Genomic DNA, 20724 nt, shown 5'->3' on the forward strand with positions numbered 1-20724 from the left:
CCCCACAAAGGGGGGAATTGGCAGCGTCACCCTGGCCGGTCGTCCTGAACCATTGGCAATTGGCAGCTTCCGCCCCCACCCTCGTCCTGCGTCGGAGATTGGCGCGGGTGTCAATGGAGGCTGATCTCCCCCCTTGCGGGGGGACTGTCCGGCAGGACAGAGGGGGGTGGCGTGGAGCATCACTCCAACAAAGACGCGTTCGGTCCTCACGCCGCCTGCTCCCCGCCATGGCCTGCCATCAATTCTCCCAGTTCGCGGATGGTACGCTCACCGCGCGACGACGGCGCGGACAGCCGTCCCTTGGACATCACGACGATGCGGTCGGATAGCGCCAGGATTTCCTCCAGATCCTCCGAAATCAGCAGCACCGCCGCCCCGCGCTCGCGTGCGGCGAGCAGCATGCGGTGGACATAAGCCACCGCGCCGACGTCGAGGCCACGTGTCGGCTGGCTGGCGAGGATGACCGCGGGCTCCGGATCAAGCGCCCGGCCGAGGATCAACTTCTGCATGTTGCCGCCCGAAAGCAGGCGGATGCGTGCCTCGGGCGACGGACATTTGACGTCATAGTCGGCGATGACTTCCTCGGCGAAACGGCGCGCCGCCTTCCAGTCGAGAAAGCCCATCCGGCTGAAGCGCGAACTGCCGTAGCGCTCGGCGATGACGTTTTCGGTGACGCTCATGTCGCCGATCGTGCCGACAGCGTGGCGATCCTCGGGGATGCGGGCGATGCCATGGCCAAGCGCTGCGCGCGGCGACCAATCGCCAACAGCTTGACCGCCGATCGAGATGCGGCCGCCCGTCGGGCGCTGGGTGCCTGATATGAGCGCGGCGAGCGCTGCCTGGCCGTTGCCGGAAACGCCGGCAAGCCCGGTGATCTCGCCGGCACTGAGGGTCAACGCCACCTCATCGAGGCCGGCACCATTGTGGCGCGCGGTCGAGACCCGGTCGAGCACCAGTAGCGGTGCACCTACATTGGCCGGGCTGACCTCCGCCGGCTTGACTTCCTGGCCGACCATGAGTGCGGCCAGTTCCTTGCGATCGGTGGCCTTGGTTTCGCGCTCGCCAGCAAGCCGGCCGGCGCGCAGCACCAGCACGCGGTCGCTGACGGCCATGACCTCATGGAGCTTGTGCGAGATGAAGATGATCGACAGGCCCTTGGCGACGAGCAGCCTAAGCGTCCGGAACAATGCGTCGGTCTCGGCTGGCGTCAGCACCGCCGTCGGCTCGTCGAGGATCAGCACATGGGCGTCACGGTAGAGCGCCTTGAGGATTTCCACGCGCTGGCGCTCGCCGACGGAAAGCGTGGAGACAGTGGCGGCGGGATCGACCGTCAGGCCGAAATCGGCCGACAATTGCTCGATGCGCCGGCGCGCCGCAGTCCTGTCGAGACGCACCTGCCACAGGCTCTGCGTGCCGAGCGCGATGTTCTCCAGCACCGTCATGTTGTCGGCGAGGGTGAAATGCTGGTGCACCATGCCGATGCCGGCATCGAGAGCTGCGCGCGGATCACCCGGCGGCAGCGGCTTGCCGAACGCCTCGACCGTGCCTTCGTCGGCGACATAGTGGCCGAACAGGATGTTCATCAGCGTCGTCTTTCCGGCGCCGTTCTCGCCAAGCAGCGCGATCACCTCGCCGCGCTTCAGCTCGAAGGAAATGGCGTCGTTGGCCGTCAGCGGGCCGAAACGCTTGGTGATGCCGGAAAGACTGAGGACGATCTTGGTCACGTTGACGATCGGGGCCGGCGTTGCGGACAAGGCTCCTCTCCCCGGGGGAGAGGATGGCGGCAGCCAGGTGAGGGGCAGCGCGAACCGTCGAGAGCTGGCTCAGCCCCTCATCCGGCCCTTCGGGCCACCTTCTCCCGTGACCGGGAGAAGGAAACGGCTCTAGCTCGACTTCGGCTCGGCGTCGTTGATCTCGACGGTGAACGAACCGTCCTTGATCGCTTTTTCCTTCTCCGCGACCTTGGCCTTGATCTCGTCGGGCACCTTGCCTTCGAAGGTGCCGAGCGGCGCCAGCGACGACCCACCGTTCTTCATGAAGGAATAGACGCCATAGTCGTCGGCCTTGAAGGTGCCGGCCTTCACTTCGGCGATTGCCTTGTCGAGCGTCGGTTCGAAGTGCCACAGCGCCGACGCGACCACGGTTTCTGGATAGTCGGCCTGGGTGTCGATGACATTGCCGATGGCAAGCACCTTCTTTTCCTTGGCCGCGTCAGACACGCCGAAGCGTTCGGCGTAGAGCAGGTCGGCGCCGCCGTCGATCTGGGCGAAGGCGGTCTCCTTGGCCTTGGGCGGATCGAACCACGAGCCGATGAAGGCGACCTGGAACTTGGTGTCGGGGGCCACTTCCTTCACGCCCGCCATAAAGGCGTTCATCAGGCGATTGACCTCGGGAATCGGATAGCCGCCGACCATGCCGATGTTCTTCGACTTGGTCATGGCGCCGGCAACGATACCGGAGAGATAAGAGGCGTCCTGGATGTAGTTGTCGAAGACCGAGAAGTTCGGCACGGCGGCATCGGGCTTGAAGCTCGAGCCCATCAGGAAAGCGACGTCAGGATAGTCCTTGGCCACCGCACGGGCAGCGTCCTCGACGCCGAAGACCTCGCCGAGGATAAGCTTGTGGCCGGCCTCGCAATATTCGCGCATGACGCGCTCGTAGTCATTGTTGGCAGTGTTTTCCGAATAGACATATTCGATTTCGCCACGGTCCTTGGCGGCGTTGGCAGCCTTGTGGATGCGGCTGACCCACTGCTGCTCGACCGGAACGGTGTAGACGGCCGCGACCTTGACCGGGTCGGCGGCGAAAAGACGGCCGGGCACGCCCACCGTGGCGACCGCGGCCGACGCGCCGGCGACCTTGATCAGGGTGCGTCTGGAAATGCCCGAATTGCTGGAATTGCTGTGCATACGATCCACCTCTGGCTGGTTTTGGTCTTCTTTGGCGAAGGCGACTTTTTATCGTTCGGTCAACGGTATGCGAAATCGCCGACAGCGGCAATCTGGAGCTCCCGACTGTCCACCGTGCCGTGGCGGCTGCGACAGTACGCCCGAAGTCAAAGATCAACGGCAGTTTCCCTTCGCTGACAGGTGCTCTATACAGGCCGGCGCGGGAGACTATTGCCCAAGGGACTTATTGATTTGCCTCGATTTTTTCGCCCGACGCAGAATCATCTTCTGATCTGGAGGCTGGTCAGGGAGTCGTTCCGCCAGCACGCGGTCGGCTATGGCATCGCCATCGTCGCGATGCTGGTGGTGGCCGCGATGACGGCGGCCAGCGCCTGGATCATGCAGGACATCACCAATGAATTCGTCATCGGCAAGGACATCAACCGCGTCTACATGATCGCGGCGATGGTCGCGGGGATCTTCATCCTCAAGGGTGTCGCGACGTTCGTGCAGGCGTTCTTCCTCAGCCGGGTCGGCAATTCGATCATCGCCGACCGCCAGCGCAAGATCTACGATCGCATCCTGGCCCAGGGCATATCCTTCTACCACTCGATACCTTCGAGCGACCTGATTACCCGCGTGACGCACAACGCGCAGGCAGCGCGCGCGGTACTCGACGTCATCGTCACATCATTCGTGCGCGACCTGTTTTCGCTCATCGGCCTCGTAGCGGTGATGATCTACCAGCAACCGGTGCTGTCGCTGGTTGCCTTCATCGTCGGGCCGATCGCCATCTTCGGTGTCAACATGATCCTGCGCCGCGTGCGCAAGATCATGGAGGCCGAGTTCATGTCCCTGGCCCAGATCGTGCAGGTGATGCAGGAAACGACCATCGGCGTCAGGATCGTCAAGTCGTTCAACCTCGAAGCGGCGATGCGCGTCCGCATGCACCGCGCCGTCTCCGACGTCGAAAGGCGCGCCAACTCCATCGCGGCTCTCGAAGCCGGCACCAGCCCGATCATGGAGACGCTGGCCGGCCTCGCCATTGCCGGCGTGGTCTTGGTCAGCGGTTATCTCGTCGTCCAGGGCGGCCAGACCCCGGGCAGCATCATGTCGTTCATCACGGCACTTCTGCTGGCCTACGAGCCGGCCAAGCGGCTTGCCCGCTTCCGTGTCTCGCTGGAAGCGGGCCTGGTTGGCGTGCGCATGATGTTCGAGCTCACCGACCGACCGCTGACGCTCGCCGAAAAGCCCGGCGCGGAAGCTCTTGTGCCAGGTTCGGGCAAGATCGAGCTCAAGGATGTCAGCTTTTCCTATTCTGATGGCGAGCCGGTGCTGCGTGACCTCGATCTCACCTTCCCGCCCGGCAAGATGACGGCGCTGGTCGGCCCGTCGGGCAGCGGCAAGTCGACGATCATGAACCTGATCATGCGCATGTACGATCCCAACAGCGGCCAGGTGCTGTTCGACGGGCAGGACATCGCTCACGCGACACTGCATTCGGTGCGCGATCGCATCGCCTATGTCAGCCAGGACACGTTCCTGTTCTCCGGAACGATCATGCACAACATTCGCCTTGGCCGCGACGGCGCCAGCGATGAAGAGGTGATCGCAGCCGCCAAGGCAGCCAATGCGCATGACTTCATCATGGCGCTAAAGGGTGGCTATGACACGCAGGTCGGCGAAAACGGCGCCCTGCTCTCCGGTGGCCAAAAGCAGCGCCTGTCGATCGCCCGCGCTATCCTTCGCGATGCCAATGTTCTGCTGCTCGACGAAGCCACCAGCGCTCTCGACGCCGAGTCCGAAGCGCTGTTCCGCGAGGCGCTGGAGAAACTCTCGTCCGGGCGCACGACGATTGCCATCGCGCACCGCCTGTCGACTGTTCACCAGGCCGACAACATCGTTGTGATGCAGGACGGCAAGGCCGTCGAGCAGGGTCGCCATGTCGACCTGATCGAGGCAGAAGGTCTCTACCGCAGGCTCTACGAATTCCAGCTGATGGACTGAACAAGTGTAGACGGCAGCGTCGAAAAAAGAAGCCGCGACCGGCAGCCGGGCGTGGCTTTTTTGGTTGGCACGCCTTCAGTCGATGCGGATGAATACGCCCTTGGTGTTGAGATATTCGTCGAGGTGTTCGACACCGCCCTCACGACCGTAGCCGCTCATCTTGTAGCCGCCGAACGGCACCGCCGGATCGATGGCATGATAGGTGTTGACCCACACCGAGCCGGCTTGCAGCCGCCGCGACAGCTGGTGTGCGGTAGCAAGATCGCGGGTGAAGACGCCGGCAGCCAGGCCGTAAGGCGTGTCGTTGGCGCGTCGCACCACCTCGTCGAGCGTATCGAAGGGCAGCGCCGAAATCACCGGGCCGAAAATTTCCTCGCGTGCAATGCGCATGGTGTCGGAGACGCCGGCAAAGACGGTGGGGGCGACGAAGTTTCCGGCCGCAAGCGCGCCCTGCGACAGCCTGGCGCCGCCCGTGACCAGCCGAGCACCCTCCTCTGCACCTGCCCGCAGATAACCCTCGACACGCTGCAGCTGCCGCGGCGAAATCAGGGGGCCTATCTCGGTCTCCGGGTCGATGCCGTTGCCGATGCGCAAGCCAGCCGCATAGACGGCGAGACGCGCAACGAACTCGTCGTGGATCGATCGCGCAACGAACAGCCGGGAACCGGCGATACAGATCTGGCCGGAATTGGCGAAGACCGACATGGCGGCGACCGGCGCCGCGCGCTCGAGATCGGCGTCGGCGCAGACGATGACCGGCGACTTGCCGCCAAGCTCCAACGAGACGCGCTTGAGGTTGCCGGCCGAGGCGCGGACGATGCTCTGGCCGGTCACTGTCGAGCCGGTGAAGACGATCTTGTCGACGCCCATATGCTCGGCGAGCGGCGCGCCTGCCTCCGCGCCGGTACCGGTGACGATATTGACGACCCCGTCGGGCACGCCGGCCTCGGCCATCAATTCAGCGATAAGCAATGGCGTCAGAGGTGCCTCCTCCGACGGCTTCAGCACAACGGCGCAACCCGTGGCCAGAGCCGGGCCGATCTTCCAGACCGAGGCGGCCGTCGGGGCATTCCACGGGATGATGGCGCCGACGACGCCTACCGGCTCCTTGCGGGTATAGGAGACGATGTCGCCGGGCAACGAATTGTCGATGGTCTGGCCGTGCAGCGCTGTCGCCATGCCGGCGTAGTAGCGCAGCATGCCGAGGACACGGTTGGCATTGGCCCGCGCTCGGGCGATTGGCAGACCCATGTCGGTGGTGTCGGAGACGCAAATCTCTTCCCAGTGACGCTCGAACTGATCGGCAATCCTCAGCAGCAGCTTCTGCCGCTCATGCGGCTTGAAACGGCTCCATGGCCCATCGAACGCATTGCGGGCAGCGGCAACGGCGCGCTCGACGTCCTTCTTGCCGGCACGCGGCACGGTGGCGATCACGGCGCCGGTGGCAGGATTGCGCGTTTCCATCGTCTGCCCGGACGCCGCTTCCACCCATGCGCCACCGATGAACATGCGGCGGTGGCTGCCATCGAGCAAATGGCGGGGCTTGGCAATCGTCATGGCTTGGCTCCTCGCCGGCTCAGCCACGGGCACGGGCGCCCAGAGCTGCTGCGCAAAGCTAGGCCGGAGACGTCAGGCCATTCAAGTCTCTGAGATGGGGCCAGCCACCAGCGTCAGGCGATGGAGGTACGCTCGAAATCGCCGGTTTCGCGGTCCATGACCCACAGCTCGCCGGCCGAGATGTCGAACCAGGCGCCGAACAGCTCCAGCCTGCCCTTCTGCTCCAGAATCTTCACGCATGGGAAGGTACGCAGATTGGCGATCGAGTAGCGGATCGAGATGCGCTCGAGGGCCGTCTGGCGCTCGGTCTGCGTCATCATCGTGTTACTGGTCACAGTTTCGGCAGCCGGCGCCACAAGGCTCATCCACTTGCCGATGAAGTCGCCAGGCGAGAGCGGCGCCATATTGGGGTCGAGCGCGGCACGGATACCGCCGCAACGGCCGTGACCCATGACGACGATGTTCTTAACCTTCAGCGCCTGCACGGCGAATTCGAGTGCAGCCGACGTGGAGTGGAACTCGCCATCCGGCGAATAAGGCGGCACGAGATTGGCGACGTTGCGGACGACGAACAGCTCGCCGGGGCCAGAATCGAAGATGGTTTCGGGTGCAGCGCGGGAATCGCAGCAGGCAATGACCAGGGTCTCGGGCGACTGGCCTTCGCGCGCCAGGGACTTGTAACGGTCCGTCTCGGCCGCGTAGCGACCGTTCATGAAGTTGCGATAACCGGCGAGCAGGGTCTCGGGCAAATGCGACATGAGCACCGCCTTAAACAAAAACGGCCGTCGCGGCAAATGCAAATGCGGTGGTGCTGCGACGCCGCCCTGCGGCATTCTTTCCCCACCGTCAGCCGACCACAGCGATGTGTTATTGCAACGTCACTTGCGCTATGCTGCCGCAAGGGCAGCCTGATTGCCGTGCGCCGACGATCATGCCGCGCCGACCGGCCGGATTGCCGGCATCCGGTCGCCCCAAGCCATAAGGAGAGATGTAATGCGCCTGCTCCTTTCAGCCTTCTCGATCGCCATTCTCCTTGCCACCAGCGCCAGTTGGCCAATAGCAATCACTCGCGCCCAGGCCCAGGAGTGTACCGGCGAAAATTGTCCGCGACCAAGCGGCCAGGGCAGTGGCGGGGACTGCGAGCACAAGAAGGAAAACACGGTCAGCTGATCTGTGGGCGACGAACGGATGTTCACTCGGTCCAGTTGGCAACCAAATCGACTTCGCCTTCGCTGAAGCCGAACCGCGCCATCATCGCACGATGTTTGTCCGAGCCGAGAAATACCGCCAGCGCGTCATCGACGGCGCAACGCAACTGATTGTCCTCTCTGGCAAAGGCGAATGATCCAAAGGCGGGCGGCTTTTCTTCCCGCGGGACAATGACAAGGTCCAGTTCGGCCTGCGGGTGCTGTTCGACGAAGCCGGTATGCGCACGCCCGACGCTTGCATAGGCATCGACCGCTCCGTTGATCACCGCCTCAGCCGCTTGGGCATAGGATTCGAAAATGGAGATCCGATGGTCCGGCACGCCGAAATCGACAGCCGACCGATGCTGGAACTGGTCGCGGATCACGGCAAGCCTGACCGAGTTGTCACCTGCAATTGAAAGATAGCCGGCCAGACATTTCGGGTTGTGTTTCCTGACGAGCAGGCCATCGGACAAAGCCCAGATCGGCCTGCTGAATGAGGCGACCCGCCGGCGCTCGGCAGTGGCGAAGAGACCGGTGGTCATTCGCCATTTGCCTGCAGCCAGGCCCGGCAACAGCTGCGCGAACTCGGTTTCCACGGGCTCGAAGCCACCAGCATCGACATCCGCAAGGATAGATCGGGCCAGTTCGACGTCGCAGCCCGTCACCTCCCCGTCGTCGGACCGAAAGTTGAAGGGCGGCTCGATCAGATAGGCAAATTTCATGGCGGACCTGCAGCGTGTTCGGCCGCGGCATCATACGATTGCCGGCGCCGTGGCGAAGGCCCTGCAATCGATTCCCAGAGGGGAGAAAATGGCGCGCCCGAAAGGATTCGAACCTCTGACCCCCAGATTCGTAGTCTGGTGCTCTATCCAGCTGAGCTACGGGCGCGCATCAGGCCATCAAGAAACGGCCGGGAAGCTCCGATCAATCGACCGCAGCGACCGGCGCTAACTAGCCGCTGACTTGGCGAATTGCAAGCCGCCCTGTTCAAACTTTCTGGGAAAAGCTGTCGGCGCCCGGTGACGCGACGGGAGGCGCGGCAAAAGTTGATCAGGCGGCGGCCCGCAACGTTCACCGCAATGCCGCTTCCCGCAGAAGCCGCATGAACAGCCGCGTTCCGTCATCGAGACCAGCGCCAGCATCTGGCATGTCCTCGATGCCGTTCAGCGCCGCGGCAGTCATGGCTGCGATATCGTCAGCGCTTTCGCCAAGGTCGAATCCTCCACGCCCCTCGGGTCACCTCATGCCCTGCCGGACCGGCACGAGCATGCGCATAGAGATTGTCGTGAGGCAGAGGCGGTTGTCATAAGGAGAAGATGGCGCGCCCGAAAGGATTCGAACCTCTGACCCCCAGATTCGTAGTCTGGTGCTCTATCCAGCTGAGCTACGGGCGCGCATCAGGCCGAGTGAACGGCCAACACGCTGCGGTCAATCGACTGCAGCGACCGGCGCTACCTAACGGCTCGAATTGGGAAATGCAAGCCGCCGCCGGCAAAGTTTTTTGATCAGGCCGGACGGCGCATGCCCTGGCGCGCCTCATCGAGGCGAACCGGCTGATCGGGGATGGTGACCGCAAACACGGTGCGACCGCCGGCGCTCTCGACAAGCTCCAGCTGGCCGCCATGGGCGCGCACCAACTCGTAGGCGATGGCGAGGCCAAGACCGGTGCCACCACTGCGGGCCGATCCGCGGAAGGCCGCAAACAGGTTCTCGCGCGCCTTTTGCGGCAGGCCGGGGCCGGTATCGGCAACGAGGATGCGGCTGACGCTGCCCTCGCGCTCGGCATAGACGGTCAGGCGATTGACGATGGCGTTGTCGGCGGCACCGGCCATCGCCTGCACGGCGTTGCGGCACAGATTGGTCAGCACCCTGAACAGTTGGTCGGGATCGGCCTCGATCTCGAATTCGGTGTCGACGGCATTGAAGAACTCGATGCCCGAATCGGGTTCGAGGCCGAGCAGTCCATGCACATCGTCGACAAGCTGGCTGAGCCGCAGGCGCCGGCGCGCCGGTGCCGGCTCCTGGGCGCGGCCGTAAGACAGCACGTTCTCCGAATAGGCGACGGCGCGGTCGAGGGTCCGCAGCAGCTTCGGCGCGAATGCCTGCACGGCTGGATCCTTGACCATGCGCAGGCGGTCGGACATCAGCTGGGCCGACGCCAGGATGTTGCGCATGTCGTGGTTGATCTTGGACACGGCAAGACCGAGGTCGGCGAGATGCTTCTGCTCGTGCAGCATCCGCTGCAGATGCGTCTGCATCGCTGCCAGCTCGCGCTCGGCGAGGCCGATCTCGTCCGAGCGGGCCTCGGGAACGATGACGCCGGCAGGATTGTCCGGGGCATCGGAGAAGGTCAGCATCGAGCGCGTCATGGTGCGGATGGGCTTTATCATGATGCGATCGATGGCGGCATAGACGAGTGCCGCGGTGAACAGCGAGATCAGGAGCGAGACGAAGACGATGTAGCGCGCATTGGCGAGCATGGCGCGATGCAGCCGGTAGTCCGGGATGACGAGCTCGAACTCCTTGGCGCTCTCGCCGACCCGGCCGTACACGCGCAGCATGCGATCGCCGCCAAACAACAGCGTGTCGATGGCATCAGGCATCGAGTCCAGCACGCCTTCCTTGGCGATGTCGATATGCTCGTCGACCTCGGGCGGCATGTCGGCGACGACCAGCAGGCGGGACGCGCCGCCGTCGCGCACGGCAATCGCCTTGGCGCCGATCGCCGCCAGCACGTCGTTCTGGGCTGCGCGGGAAAGTGTGGTCGGGTCGCCCTGCACCAGGATCGTGGCGACCGCAGCGGCAGTGGCCAGACGCTCCTCAAGCCAGCGAATACGGAAGCTTGCCACCGAGGGCAGGAAGAACAGCACCTCAGCGAAGAGTACGAAAGCGATGGTCAGCAGCAGCAGCTTGGCCGACAGGCCGCGCGAAAGCGGAACCGAACGGTCCGCCTGTTTTCCGGGAAATACACCGGTATCGGCTGCTTCAGTCATGCTGTTCTTTGCTGCGAGGCCAGTGCGGGAATGATGCGCTTCGGGCTAAAATGAGCACGAACTGCCTTGCGTCCCCTTTATTGCAAAGATAGGCGATCGCAGCGCAGTTGCAAATTCCGCACTGCAAAATGTCCGGACCTACGCGCTGTCCCCCTGTCTTCTGCGGTGCGAATCAACCTTCGGTGGCGCCGGCACGGGCGGATTGACTTCGCGGTACCTTCTTTCTATAAGCCCGCACACGCTCGGGACCCGCTTCCGTCGCGGTTTTTGATCGCGTCGAAGCAAGCTGAGCCAAGCTCCTGTTACAAAGTGACAGAATCAAGAAGGGCCGCACGCCGCGGTGTAAAAACAAATGAAGCGTACCTATCAGCCGTCCAAACTCGTCCGTAAGCGCCGTCATGGTTTCCGTGCTCGCATGGCAACCAAGGGTGGTCGTGGCGTCGTCGCAGCTCGCCGCAACCGCGGCCGCAAGCGGCTTTCCGCCTAAGCCATAGGCGGGAACCTTGCCCGCTGACGGCAAGCCAGAGGGGTCTGCTCCGCATGGTCGCGGCCCCGAACGGCTTCTGAAAAGAAAACAGTTTCTGGCCGTCCGCCGCGGTGACAAGCGGCGCGGGCGGTTTTTTCTCGTCGAGGTTCTGGATCGCGACGACAGTGCGGGGCCGCGCGTCGGCTATACCGTCACCAAGAAGGTCGGCAACGCGGTTGTCCGCAATCGCGTCAAGCGGCGCCTCAGGGAAGCCGTTCGTACACATGCCGCAGGTGACATGGCCGCCGGCAAAGACTATGTGATCGTCGGGCGCGAAGACGTGCTCACCGCCCCCTTCGGCCAGATCACGGCCGAACTTTCTCGGCGCATTCGCGGAACGCGATAAGGGCTTTCGATGGAAAACAACCGTAACTTCTTCATCACCATCGCCTTGTCGGTGCTGATCCTGACGCTCTGGCAGGTGTTCTATATGAACCCCCGCGTCGAATCGCAGCGCGAAGCCGCGCGCATCGAAGCCGAGCGCGTGACCCAGCAGACGCCGGCCGCGCAGCCTGGGGCCGCACCGGGCACCGGCGTCAGCATGCCCGCGACGCCGCAGGCCGGTGTCCCCGGCGCACCGACGACGCAGGTCGCCGTTGTCGACCGCGCCCAGGCGATTGCAGCATCCGGCCGCATCCCGGTCGACACACCGAGCCTCAAGGGTTCGATCAATCTGACCGGCGCGCGCATCGACGACATCAGCCTCAAGCACTACCGCGTCGCCGTCGAACCGAATTCACCCGTCATCGAGCTTTTGAACCCGCAGGCGCTGCCAGCCGGCTTCTACAGCGAAATCGGCTTCGTCGGCAGCGAGGCGACCGGCGCGGTTCCGGGTCCCGACACCGTCTGGACTGCCGAGCCCAATGCGACGCTGACACCGGCAACGCCGGTGACGCTGACCTACATCAACGACAAGGGCCTGACCTTCAAGCGTACCATCGCCGTCGACCAGAACTACATGTTCACGGTGACCGATACGGTGGCGAATGCCGGCAGCACCGACGTCGCGCTGTCCAATTACGGCCGCCTCACCCGCTTCGACAAGCCGTTGCATGCCTCGACCTACGTGCTGCACGAAGGTCTGATCGGCGTGACCGGCACCGAGGGCCTGCAGGAAATCAACTACGCCACCATCGAGGACGACAAGCAGGTTCTGCCTGGAAAGTCGACCGACGGCTGGCTCGGCATCACCGACAAGTACTGGGCTGCCGCACTTGTGCCTTCGGGCAAGCAGCCGTTCCAGCCGCGCTTCTCCTATTTCGAGGACGGCCGCCCGCGCTACCAGGCCGACTTCATGACCGATCCGATCACGGTCGCCGCTGGTCAATCGGCGACCGTCGAGACGCTGGTCTTCGCTGGCGCCAAGGAAGTGGCCAAGATCAACGCTTATGAAGCGGACCGCCAGATCCGCCAATTCGAGCTTCTGATCGACTGGGGCTGGTTCTACTTCATCACCAAGCCGATGTTCTGGCTTATCGACACGCTCTACAAGATGCTCGGCAATTTCGGTCTGGCGATCCTCGCCACCACCGTCATCGTCAAGGCCATCTTCTTCCCGCTCGCCAACAAGTCGTACAAATCGATGGCGAACATGAAGATGGTGCAGCCCAAGATGCTGGAAATCCGCGAGAAATACGCGGACGACAAGATGAAGCAGCAGCAGGCGATGATGGAGCTGTACAAGACCGAGAAGATCAACCCGCTGGCGGGCTGCTGGCCGGTGCTGATCCAGATCCCGGTGTTCTTCGCGCTCTACAAGGTGCTCTACGTCACCATCGAAATGCGCCATGCGCCGTTCTTCGGCTGGATCCACGACCTGGCCGCACCGGATCCGACCTCGCTGTTCAACCTGTTCGGCCTGCTGCCATGGGGCGTGCCGGCCTTCCTGATGATCGGCGTCTGGCCGCTGATCATGGGTGTCACCATGTTCCTGCAGATGCGCATGAACCCGACGCCTCCGGATCCGACCCAGGCGATGATCTTCACCTGGATGCCGATCCTGTTCACCTTCATGCTGGCGTCGTTTCCGGCGGGCCTCGTCATCTACTGGGCGTGGAACAACTCGCTGTCGATCCTGCAGCAGGGCGTGATCATGAAGCGCCAGGGCGCCAAGATCGAGCTCTGGGACAATCTGATGGCGTTGTTCAAGAAGAAACCGACACCGGCGGAATAGCCGGGCGGTCGAGACGAAAAAAGCCCCGGAAATTCCGGGGCTTTTTTGCATTGTGAGGAACCTGACTTTTCTTCAACCGGGAGCTGAAACTTTTTTCCAGGTGGCAGCGTAGCTGAGCGATGCCTCTCAAGCATCAGCTGCGGGGTGGCGGTTTCTGACCATCCCCCCCGGTCAGAATTGAACCGTCTCGGCAAAGGCCGGGGTTCCGCAAGCCCTTGTGGAACCCCGGTTTGCATTCCGGCCGAACAAACCTGTCTCCAGCTGCGTAAAACCAGATCTCGAAGATCATCGCCGCCGATGTCTTCGTCGCGGATCGCGCTATACTGGTACTGACGCGCAGCAATGGGGACGAAACGCCATGCATGGACCTAACCCTGCCATCAAGCACCCGATACCGATGCACAAGCGCGTCGGCTTCCTCAAGTCCCTCGTCGACGCCGAAAATATCGAAATCGGCGACTTCACCTATTACGACGATCCCGACGGACCCGACCTGTTCCAGCAGAAATGCGTGCTGCACCACTACCCGTTCATCGGCGACAAGCTGATCATCGGCAAGTTCTGCGCCATCGCCGAAGGCGCGCGCTTCATCATGAACGGCGCCAACCACGCTATGTCAGGATTTTCGACCTATCCGTTCAATATCTTCGGCCATGGCTGGGAGGAAGGCTTCGACCTTGCCACCTGGCAGCAGGAGGTTCGCGGCGACACTGTGCTCGGCAACGACGTCTGGATCGGCATGGAAGCGGTGATCCTGCCAGGGGTCCATATCGGCCATGGCGCCATCATTGCTGCGAAATCGGTTGTCAGCAGACACGTACCGCCTTATGCGATCGTAGCCGGCAATCCTTCCGTCGTGGTCAAGAAGCGTTTCGACGACAAGACCATCGAACGACTTCTGACGATTGCCTGGTGGGATTGGCCGGTGGACAAGATCGGCCGCAACCTCAAGGCCATTCGCGGCTCGGATATTTCTCTGCTGGAGGCAGCGGCTTGAACGAACATACGACCAATCGCACGGTGGATGCCGAGCTCTTCAAGCGCCCTTGGGTTTTCATCCGTGGCGTGCCATCCATGAAGTTCCTGCCGCCGGAAGGGCCGCCGGAGATCGCCTTCGCCGGCAGATCGAATGTCGGCAAGTCGTCGCTGATCAACGCACTGGTTCGCCATAGCGGCCTGGCCCGCACCTCGAACACGCCGGGGCGCACGCAGGAGCTCAACTACTTCGTTCCGGATGGCTTTTCCGGGGAGGCAGGCGACCTGCCCCCGATGGCGCTGGTCGACATGCCCGGCTACGGCTACGCCCAGGCGCCGAAGGAACAGGTCGACGCCTGGACAAAGCTGGTGTTCGACTATCTGCGCGGCCGGGTGACGCTCAAGCGTGTCTATCTGCTGATCGATTCCCGCCACGGCATCAAGAAGAACGACGAGGAAGTCTTGACCTTGCTCGACAAGGCGGCAATCTCCTACCAGATCGTCCTGACCAAGACCGACAAGATCAAGGCCGCCGGCGTGCAGCCGCTGATTGAAGACACATTGCTCAAGATCAAGAAACGCGCCGCTGCCTTTCCGACCGTGCTGGCGACCTCATCCGAGAAGAACGAAGGCCTGGACGAGTTGCGCGCGGCGATCGCGCTGGTGGTCAACGGCGGCTGATCCCAGCCGCCGGGCGATTGCGGAGACGATCCGCATCATGCCTGGGTGACCTCGTGGACGAGCTGATAATAAGCCGGCGTCACGCTCTCGATCAGCGGTCCGACCTTGGCGATATGCTCGGCGAAACCTTGCGTCTGGTGCACGCGCCGGTGATCGGCAACCGTGTCGAAGGTGCTGATCATGATCGCCGTGTCGCCGTCGATCGCCCGGTGCAGCCGGCTGCCGCGCCAGCCCGGCACATTGCCTATCGAACGATCCAGGTTGATCTTCTGCAGGGCGATGAACTCGTCCAGCTTGCCCGGTTTCAGGGTGAAGATGTTGACGAAGGCCACCGGGCCATTCTGTTTATTCTCTGCATTCTGGCTCATTGCCGCTCTCCTTTTTCGATTCTGGTTCTCGTGAGAGCGCATTCATGCAACCTCAATATATCTTGAGGTCAAGAGACATTTTGGGAAAATAATCAGGCTGCAACTGGCCTGAAGGACAGCGCCAGTCCGTTGATGCAATGGCGCTTGCCGGTCGGCGGCGGGCCATCGTCAAAGATATGGCCGAAATGACCGCCGCAGCGGCGGCAATGCACTTCGGTGCGGGTCATCAGCAGCGACGTATCGGCGTTGGTGCCGATCGAATTGGGCAACGCGTCCCAGAAGCTCGGCCAGCCGGTGCCGGAATCGAACTTGGTATCAGACGAATAGGCGGCCAGGTCGCAGCCGGCGCAGTTGAACGTTCCCTTGCGATGTTCGTTGAGCAGCGGGCTCGACCCTGGCAGCTCGGTGTCCTCCTGGCGCAGCACCGCAAACGCCGCGGGTGAGAGGATTGCCCGCCACTGGGCATCTGTCTTGGTGACTTCGAAATTTTCAGCCAACGCCGGGGCGGCGATGGTCAATCGCCTCGAGACGACAAAGCCGGCGAGGACGGCGATCGCGGCACTGCCTAGCAGGAATGTACGGCGGTCCATGGCATTTCTCCTGGCCGACCATAGGCCGGCACCGCATCACGACGAAATCAACAGGGCTTGAGGGTTTGGCGCGCAAGCCGACGGGCCGGCGCACAGCAAACCGCGCCCCGCAACGGTGACCGTTGCGGGGCGCGTTGCCGATTGCGCGAGCCTCAGGGAGCGACAGCGTCGCACAACCACGCTGCCCCCCGGGCTTACATCTTGGGCAGCAGAACCTTGTCGATGACATGGATGACGCCGTTCGACTGCTCGACATCGGCAATGGTGACATTGGCGACGTTGCCATTCTCATCGGTCAGGGTAACCTTGCCGCCATCGGCCTTCAGCGTCAGTTCGCAGCCGCCGACAGTCTTTGCCTTGTGGGCACCGCCGTCATCGGCGACCATCTTGGTGACATCGGCTGCCATCGCCTTGGCCCCGACCACATGGCAGGTCAGGATCTTGGTCAGCTTGTCCTTGTTCTCGGGCTTGAGCAGGGTCTCGACCGTGCCGGCGGGAAGTGCGGCGAAGGCTTCGTTGGTCGGCGCGAATACGGTGAAAGGGCCCTTGCCCTGCAGCGTCTCGACCAGGCCGGCGGCTTTCACAGCAGCGACGAGCGTGGTGTGATCCTTCGAATTGACCGCGTTTTCGACGATGTTCTTGTCGGCGAACATCGCAGCACCACCAACCATCGGGTTTTCGGCATAGGCAAAGGTGGCGAGAGCGGAGAAGGCACCGGCGAGCAAAGCGAGAGAAATCTTACGCATATTGTAACTCCTTGGATTTTTCCCGAATTGGAAAGGCACAAGGAATTACGGTCGCGAAATTAGTTAGTTTCACTTTCTTGAGAGAAATATTTTCTTTCTTCAATCTAATCTTTGGCAAAACTCACAGGTACGGGCTGCACAGGGAAAAAGTTTCAGCCCGTTACAAATTCGAGCAAATTTTTCTGGATCAGATGTCGCGCAGGTCGCCGGCGGCAACGACTGGGCCGGTCGGCTGACCGGTCGGCGAGCCACCCGTCGGCTCAAGACTGACAGCAAGCACGGCACCCGCCGCGAGCCTGGCGCGCATGTCCTGCTTGATCGGCAAGTGGATCGTCGCACCCGCCGGGATCACGCCCAGCGAGACTGGCGGATTGCCGCCCTCGATCATCCACAATTCGAAGTCCTTGCCGGCAGCACGTTCACCGGCGACATGTGAAAGGCCGACCTCGCCGGTGGAGGCGTCAAACATCGCCATGTACTTGACATCGCTGCCGTCGGCGGCGAGCGATGCGACACGCCGCTCCTGCGGCAGCCCCGCGGGCGAGTTGATGTAGGGCATGGCGACATAGAGCGCCAGGGCAGCCACAGCGGCCGTTGCCAGGCCGCGCCAGAAGGCGATGCTGGCCCACAGGCCCGCGGAGGGCTGCGAGCTTGGAGCCGACGAAGTGGCGGTCCCCGAGAACAGCCTTCGGTCAATCGCAGGCTTCACCGAGGCCGGGGCCTCGATCTCTGGATAGGCCGCGGCGAGCGGGGCGAGATGCACCTCCCACTGGTCGACCATGCGGGCAAAACCGGGCTCGCCATCGATGCGGGCACTTGCCTGAAGCCGCTCGTCGGCAGGCAGGACGCCGAGAACGTATTCGGCGGCGACTAGGTCGTCGCCTCCACGTTCCTGTCCATTGTCTTGCGCGAGCGTCATCTTTCCAGACATTCCCTAAGTTTGAGCAGGCTGCGGCGCAGCCAGGTACGCATCGTGTTCAGCGGCACGCCGTGGCGGTCCGCGAGTTCGTTGTAACTCTCCCCCTTGAGATAAGCGCCGCGAACCGCGGCGGCCTTGTCCTTTTCAAGCTCCTCCAGGCAGCCATGGATGCGCTCGGCTTCGCCGCCCGCCACTGCTGCAGCCTCTGGCCCCGGTCCCGGGTCCGCGACCTCCAGCGCCTCATCAATCGCGAGAGGCGCCTGACGCCGCGCCCGTATGCGATCGATCGCATGATTGCGCGCGATTGCGACAAGCCACGAAATGGGGCTGAGATCAGAAACTGCGAAGCGGTCCGCTTTCGTCCAGATCTTGACGAAGACCTCTTGCAGCGCTTCCTCGGCATCTGCCCTGTCGTTCAATACACGCAGGCACACGCCGAAAAGTTTCGCGCTCGTCTGCCGGTAGAGCAAATCGAAGGCCGCACGGTCCTTCATCGAGGTCCGAACAATCAGCTTGGTGATGTCCTGCGGCGTCATGCCAGCCAAGTTACGTGGCGCAAAACTATTTGCAACTGCTGTTTAGATCGTCGGGCGCCATGCAACCACATTCCGCAGCGCGCCGGCAAAACAGCATGCGCGCCAGGCCATCGAACCATTTGCCCCCTGCTCGGTTTCCGGCTAAGACCGCGCCGACCTTTTCCACCGATCCGGGACCATGCCGATGACGACGAACGTCGCCGCCACCGCCGAAATGCAGGCCGCCCTGCTCTCCGCGGCCTTGCCCTACATGCAGCGCTACGAAAACAAGACCGTCGTGGTGAAATATGGCGGCCACGCCATGGGCAATGTCGAGCTCGGCCGTGCCTTCGCCCGCGACATCGCGCTGCTCAAACAGTCGGGCGTCAACCCGATCGTCGTGCATGGCGGCGGCCCGCAGATCGGCGCCATGCTGACCAAGATGGGCATCGAATCTAAATTCGAAGGCGGCCTGCGCGTCACCGACCAGAAGACTGTCGAGATCGTCGAGATGGTGCTGGCCGGGTCGATCAACAAGGAGATCGTCGCCCTCATCAATGCCGAGGGCGAATGGGCGATCGGCCTGTGCGGCAAGGACGGCAACATGGTCTTCGCCGAAAAGGCCAAGAAGACGATGGTCGATCCCGACAGCAACATCGAGAAGGTGATCGATCTCGGCTTCGTCGGCGAGCCGGTCGAGGTGGACCGCACGCTGCTCGACCTTCTCGCCCGTTCAGAAATGATCCCGGTGCTGGCGCCAGTCGCCCCCGGCCGCGACGGCCACACCTACAACATCAACGCCGACACCTTCGCCGGCGCCATTGCCGGCGCGGTCAAGGCTTCGCGCCTGCTGTTCCTGACCGACGTGCCCGGCGTGCTCGACAAGGACAAGAAGCTGATCGACGAGCTGACTGTCGCCGACGCCAAGGCGCTGATCAAGGACGGCACGATTTCGGGCGGCATGATCCCCAAGGTCGAAACCTGCATCGAGGCGATCGAGCGCGGCGTCGAAGGCGTCGTCATCCTCAACGGCAAGACCCCGCATTCGGTGCTGCTCGAACTGTTCACCGAGCACGGCGCGGGAACGCTGATCGTTCCGTAAGGAGCGAAATCGAGCCGAAGGACAAAGACAGTCCGGCTGTTGCCGGCCTTGTCGCTTCAATGGCAGGCTTCACGTTCACGAAGCGTTGAAGTGCTGCGGCTTTCATTTTTCCCGCATTGACGCACACTGATTGCCGGGTTCCCCCGGACGATGAACCATGCTGGCCGCGCTGGCGCTGATCCTGTGCACGGGTTGCGAATTACCTGCCACGCCGACCATGGACGTGGACGACCGGACGGTGGATGTCGAACTGGTGCTGGCCGTCGACGTTTCGAGTTCGATGGACGAAGGCGAGTTTGCGCTTCGGCGCGCCGGCTACGTCAAGGCGCTGCGCCATCCCGACTTCATCAATGCCGTCCTGGCGGGCTCGAGCGGCCGTATCGCGGTCACCTATTTCGAGTGGGCAGGGACCGTGCGGCCAGAATCGGTCATCCCATGGCATATCATCGACGATGCTTCGAGCGCCGACGCCTTCGCCGCCCAGCTCGCCGTCAAGCCCATCGGCGGATCCGGCGGCACGTCGATCTCGAACGCCGTGGCGTTCGGTGCGAGCCTGCTGGAACAAAACGTCTTCCGGGGCGAAAAGAGGGTCATCGACATATCGGGGGACGGGCCGAACAATCTCGGTGCACCGGTTGAGGTGGCCCGCGACAATGCAGTTGCAAAGGGTATCGTCATCAACGGCCTGCCGATCCTCGTCCGGCCGACGGGCAGCCTCGAAGACATCGACCGCTATTACTCCGAATGCGTCACCGGCGGGCCGGGCTCGTTCGTGCTGCCAATCCACCTCGGAACCGAGTTCGTCACGGCCATCCGCCGCAAGCTCGTGCTCGAAGTCGGCGGCATCGCGGATGCACCCGGCGTACTGAAAATCCAGGCCTCGAAACCCGTCAATTGTCTCGTTGGCGAGCGCTACCCGCTCACCTATCCCGATCCATAGTCGCCCCCTAGCCCCGCAAATGCGCGAGCGGCACGTGGCCGGGGCCCTTGATGTTCTGCAGCACCAGCTGGGTGTGGACGTCACGTACGCCTTGCAGGCGCATCAGCCGGTGCATGACGAAGGCGTTGAGGTCGTCGACGTTGGGCACCATGACATGCAGCAGGAAGTCGTAGTCACCGGTCATCGTCCAGCAGGCCGATACCTCGTCCATGCGCTGCACGGCGGCGATGAACTTTTCCGGCGAATCGTCACTATGGCTGACCAACCGTACCTGGACGAAAACCTCGACCATCAGGCCGACCGCGCGGCGGCCGATGCGGGCCGAGAACCCCTTGATGACACCGGCTTCCTGCAGTGCCTCGAAGCGGCGGGCACAAGGGGTGTTGGACAGGCCGATCTCCTGCGCGATCTCGGAAACCGGCTTGCGCCCGTCACGCTGCAGGATGTCGAGCATCCTGATCTCGAACTCGTCAAACTGAGGCATTTTCACCATCCATTCCGGCCATTCGGGTGAGCATAACTCAAATCAAGGCTCAATGCGCGTAAAGAGGTGA

Annotated in this window: 20 protein-coding genes and 2 tRNA genes; 8 read left to right on the forward strand and 14 right to left on the reverse strand. The window is 62.9% G+C overall.

Annotation, left to right across the window (positions count from 1 at the left end):
• Positions 1-206: 206 nt before the first annotated feature.
• On the reverse strand, positions 207-1754 hold the full coding sequence (locus DY201_RS24205; RefSeq protein ID WP_425358748.1) for an ABC transporter ATP-binding protein: 1548 nt from the start codon (positions 1752-1754) through the stop codon (positions 207-209).
• A 129-nt stretch (positions 1755-1883) separates the two neighbouring features.
• The gene (locus tag DY201_RS24210) at positions 1884-2909 is read right to left on the reverse strand and encodes a BMP family protein (protein WP_115733428.1); all 1026 of its coding nucleotides are present in this window, start codon (positions 2907-2909) and stop codon (positions 1884-1886) included.
• Positions 2910-3140: 231 nt separating this feature from the next.
• On the opposite strand from DY201_RS24210, the gene DY201_RS24215 reads away from it, so the two are divergent.
• The gene (locus tag DY201_RS24215) at positions 3141-4895 is read left to right on the forward strand and encodes an ABC transporter ATP-binding protein (protein ID WP_165916070.1); all 1755 of its coding nucleotides are present in this window, start codon (positions 3141-3143) and stop codon (positions 4893-4895) included.
• Positions 4896-4970: 75 nt separating this feature from the next.
• Here DY201_RS24215 and DY201_RS24220 read toward each other — a convergent pair whose 3' ends face one another.
• The 6 genes from DY201_RS24220 to DY201_RS24245 all read right to left on the reverse strand — a co-directional run bounded on the left by DY201_RS24220 (position 4971) and on the right by DY201_RS24245 (position 10635).
• Positions 4971-6452 carry an aldehyde dehydrogenase family protein gene (locus tag DY201_RS24220; RefSeq protein WP_115733429.1) on the reverse strand — a complete coding sequence of 494 codons (1482 nt, stop codon included), beginning with the start codon at positions 6450-6452 and terminating at the stop codon, positions 4971-4973.
• Positions 6453-6565: 113 nt separating this feature from the next.
• A complete protein-coding gene (locus DY201_RS24225; protein WP_115733430.1) occupies positions 6566-7210 on the reverse strand; it encodes a carbonic anhydrase in 645 nt (214 codons plus the stop codon).
• Between the two features lie 434 nt (positions 7211-7644).
• Positions 7645-8364 carry a transporter substrate-binding domain-containing protein gene (locus DY201_RS24230; RefSeq protein ID WP_115733431.1) on the reverse strand — a complete coding sequence of 240 codons (720 nt, stop codon included), beginning with the start codon at positions 8362-8364 and terminating at the stop codon, positions 7645-7647.
• An 89-nt stretch (positions 8365-8453) separates the two neighbouring features.
• A tRNA-Arg gene (locus DY201_RS24235) sits at positions 8454-8530 on the reverse strand.
• Positions 8531-8959: 429 nt separating this feature from the next.
• Positions 8960-9036 (reverse strand) — tRNA-Arg (locus DY201_RS24240).
• 111 nt (positions 9037-9147) lie between these two features.
• The gene (locus DY201_RS24245) at positions 9148-10635 is read right to left on the reverse strand and encodes a sensor histidine kinase (RefSeq protein ID WP_115733432.1); all 1488 of its coding nucleotides are present in this window, start codon (positions 10633-10635) and stop codon (positions 9148-9150) included.
• Positions 10636-10987: 352 nt separating this feature from the next.
• On the opposite strand from DY201_RS24245, the gene rpmH reads away from it, so the two are divergent.
• The 5 genes from rpmH to yihA all read left to right on the forward strand — a co-directional run bounded on the left by rpmH (position 10988) and on the right by yihA (position 14990).
• The gene (rpmH, locus tag DY201_RS24250) at positions 10988-11122 is read left to right on the forward strand and encodes a 50S ribosomal protein L34 (RefSeq protein WP_008833937.1); all 135 of its coding nucleotides are present in this window, start codon (positions 10988-10990) and stop codon (positions 11120-11122) included.
• A gap of 16 nt (positions 11123-11138) precedes the next feature.
• The gene (gene rnpA / locus DY201_RS24255) at positions 11139-11507 is read left to right on the forward strand and encodes a ribonuclease P protein component (protein ID WP_067965606.1); all 369 of its coding nucleotides are present in this window, start codon (positions 11139-11141) and stop codon (positions 11505-11507) included.
• Between the two features lie 9 nt (positions 11508-11516).
• Entirely contained in the window at positions 11517-13334 is a 1818-nt protein-coding gene (yidC, locus tag DY201_RS24260; RefSeq protein WP_115733433.1) for a membrane protein insertase YidC, read from the forward strand.
• A gap of 358 nt (positions 13335-13692) precedes the next feature.
• Positions 13693-14331, forward strand: a complete 639-nt coding sequence (locus tag DY201_RS24265; RefSeq protein WP_115733434.1) for a CatB-related O-acetyltransferase — start codon at positions 13693-13695, stop codon at positions 14329-14331.
• Complete coding sequence (gene yihA, locus DY201_RS24270; RefSeq protein ID WP_067965613.1) at positions 14328-14990, forward strand: ribosome biogenesis GTP-binding protein YihA/YsxC; 663 nt, start codon at positions 14328-14330, stop codon at positions 14988-14990. Before DY201_RS24265 ends, yihA begins: the two co-directional genes overlap by 4 nt.
• Positions 14991-15025: 35 nt before the next feature.
• On the opposite strand, the gene DY201_RS24275 is transcribed toward yihA, so the two are convergent.
• The 5 genes from DY201_RS24275 to DY201_RS24295 form a co-directional block, all read right to left on the reverse strand.
• Complete coding sequence (locus DY201_RS24275; protein ID WP_165916071.1) at positions 15026-15358, reverse strand: antibiotic biosynthesis monooxygenase family protein; 333 nt, start codon at positions 15356-15358, stop codon at positions 15026-15028.
• Between the two features lie 92 nt (positions 15359-15450).
• Complete coding sequence (gene msrB / locus DY201_RS24280) at positions 15451-15948, reverse strand: peptide-methionine (R)-S-oxide reductase MsrB (RefSeq protein ID WP_115733436.1); 498 nt, start codon at positions 15946-15948, stop codon at positions 15451-15453.
• Between the two features lie 194 nt (positions 15949-16142).
• On the reverse strand, positions 16143-16694 hold the full coding sequence (locus DY201_RS24285; RefSeq protein WP_115733437.1) for a fasciclin domain-containing protein: 552 nt from the start codon (positions 16692-16694) through the stop codon (positions 16143-16145).
• A gap of 187 nt (positions 16695-16881) precedes the next feature.
• Positions 16882-17613, reverse strand: coding sequence for an anti-sigma factor (locus DY201_RS24290; RefSeq protein ID WP_115733438.1), 732 nt, complete (start codon positions 17611-17613; stop codon positions 16882-16884).
• Positions 17610-18149: a sigma-70 family RNA polymerase sigma factor gene (locus DY201_RS24295; RefSeq protein ID WP_067965623.1), complete on the reverse strand. Its 540-nt coding sequence runs from the start codon at positions 18147-18149 to the stop codon at positions 17610-17612. The genes DY201_RS24290 and DY201_RS24295 overlap by 4 nt, the downstream gene beginning before the upstream one ends.
• Before the next feature lie 178 nt (positions 18150-18327).
• Here DY201_RS24295 and argB point away from each other — a divergent pair, with 178 nt between their 5' ends.
• Together argB and DY201_RS24305 are read left to right on the forward strand one after the other, a co-directional pair.
• Positions 18328-19230 carry an acetylglutamate kinase gene (gene argB / locus DY201_RS24300; protein WP_172582946.1) on the forward strand — a complete coding sequence of 301 codons (903 nt, stop codon included), beginning with the start codon at positions 18328-18330 and terminating at the stop codon, positions 19228-19230.
• 157 nt (positions 19231-19387) lie between these two features.
• On the forward strand, positions 19388-20170 hold the full coding sequence (locus DY201_RS24305; RefSeq protein WP_115733439.1) for a DUF1194 domain-containing protein: 783 nt from the start codon (positions 19388-19390) through the stop codon (positions 20168-20170).
• Positions 20171-20177: 7 nt separating this feature from the next.
• Here the strand turns inward: DY201_RS24305 and DY201_RS24310 are convergent, their stop codons facing one another.
• Complete coding sequence (locus tag DY201_RS24310; protein WP_115733974.1) at positions 20178-20654, reverse strand: Lrp/AsnC family transcriptional regulator; 477 nt, start codon at positions 20652-20654, stop codon at positions 20178-20180.
• Positions 20655-20724 lie beyond the last annotated feature (70 nt).

The sequence above is a fragment of the Aminobacter aminovorans genome, from assembly GCF_900445235.1.
Taxonomy (GTDB): Bacteria; Pseudomonadota; Alphaproteobacteria; order Rhizobiales; family Rhizobiaceae; genus Aminobacter; species Aminobacter aminovorans.

Bases quoted from the DNA above. Each gene is read 5' to 3' on its own strand.
- DY201_RS24230 (WP_115733431.1), bottom strand. From the start codon at position 8,364: ATGAAATTTGCCTATCTGATCGAGCCGCCCTTCAACTTTCGGTCCGAC.
- yidC (WP_115733433.1), top strand. From the start codon at position 11,517: ATGGAAAACAACCGTAACTTCTTCATCACCATCGCCTTGTCGGTGCTG.
- rpmH (WP_008833937.1), top strand. From the start codon at position 10,988: ATGAAGCGTACCTATCAGCCGTCCAAACTCGTCCGTAAGCGCCGTCAT.
- DY201_RS24245 (WP_115733432.1), bottom strand. From the start codon at position 10,635: ATGACTGAAGCAGCCGATACCGGTGTATTTCCCGGAAAACAGGCGGAC.
- DY201_RS24310 (WP_115733974.1), bottom strand. From the start codon at position 20,654: ATGCCTCAGTTTGACGAGTTCGAGATCAGGATGCTCGACATCCTGCAG.
- DY201_RS24225 (WP_115733430.1), bottom strand. From the start codon at position 7,210: ATGTCGCATTTGCCCGAGACCCTGCTCGCCGGTTATCGCAACTTCATG.
- DY201_RS24285 (WP_115733437.1), bottom strand. From the start codon at position 16,694: ATGCGTAAGATTTCTCTCGCTTTGCTCGCCGGTGCCTTCTCCGCTCTC.
- argB (WP_172582946.1), top strand. From the start codon at position 18,328: ATGCCGATGACGACGAACGTCGCCGCCACCGCCGAAATGCAGGCCGCC.
- DY201_RS24220 (WP_115733429.1), bottom strand. From the start codon at position 6,452: ATGACGATTGCCAAGCCCCGCCATTTGCTCGATGGCAGCCACCGCCGC.
- DY201_RS24305 (WP_115733439.1), top strand. From the start codon at position 19,388: ATGCTGGCCGCGCTGGCGCTGATCCTGTGCACGGGTTGCGAATTACCT.
- DY201_RS24265 (WP_115733434.1), top strand. From the start codon at position 13,693: ATGCATGGACCTAACCCTGCCATCAAGCACCCGATACCGATGCACAAG.
- DY201_RS24295 (WP_067965623.1), bottom strand. From the start codon at position 18,149: ATGACGCCGCAGGACATCACCAAGCTGATTGTTCGGACCTCGATGAAG.
- msrB (WP_115733436.1), bottom strand. From the start codon at position 15,948: ATGGACCGCCGTACATTCCTGCTAGGCAGTGCCGCGATCGCCGTCCTC.
- DY201_RS24290 (WP_115733438.1), bottom strand. From the start codon at position 17,613: ATGACGCTCGCGCAAGACAATGGACAGGAACGTGGAGGCGACGACCTA.
- DY201_RS24275 (WP_165916071.1), bottom strand. From the start codon at position 15,358: ATGAGCCAGAATGCAGAGAATAAACAGAATGGCCCGGTGGCCTTCGTC.
- DY201_RS24210 (WP_115733428.1), bottom strand. From the start codon at position 2,909: ATGCACAGCAATTCCAGCAATTCGGGCATTTCCAGACGCACCCTGATC.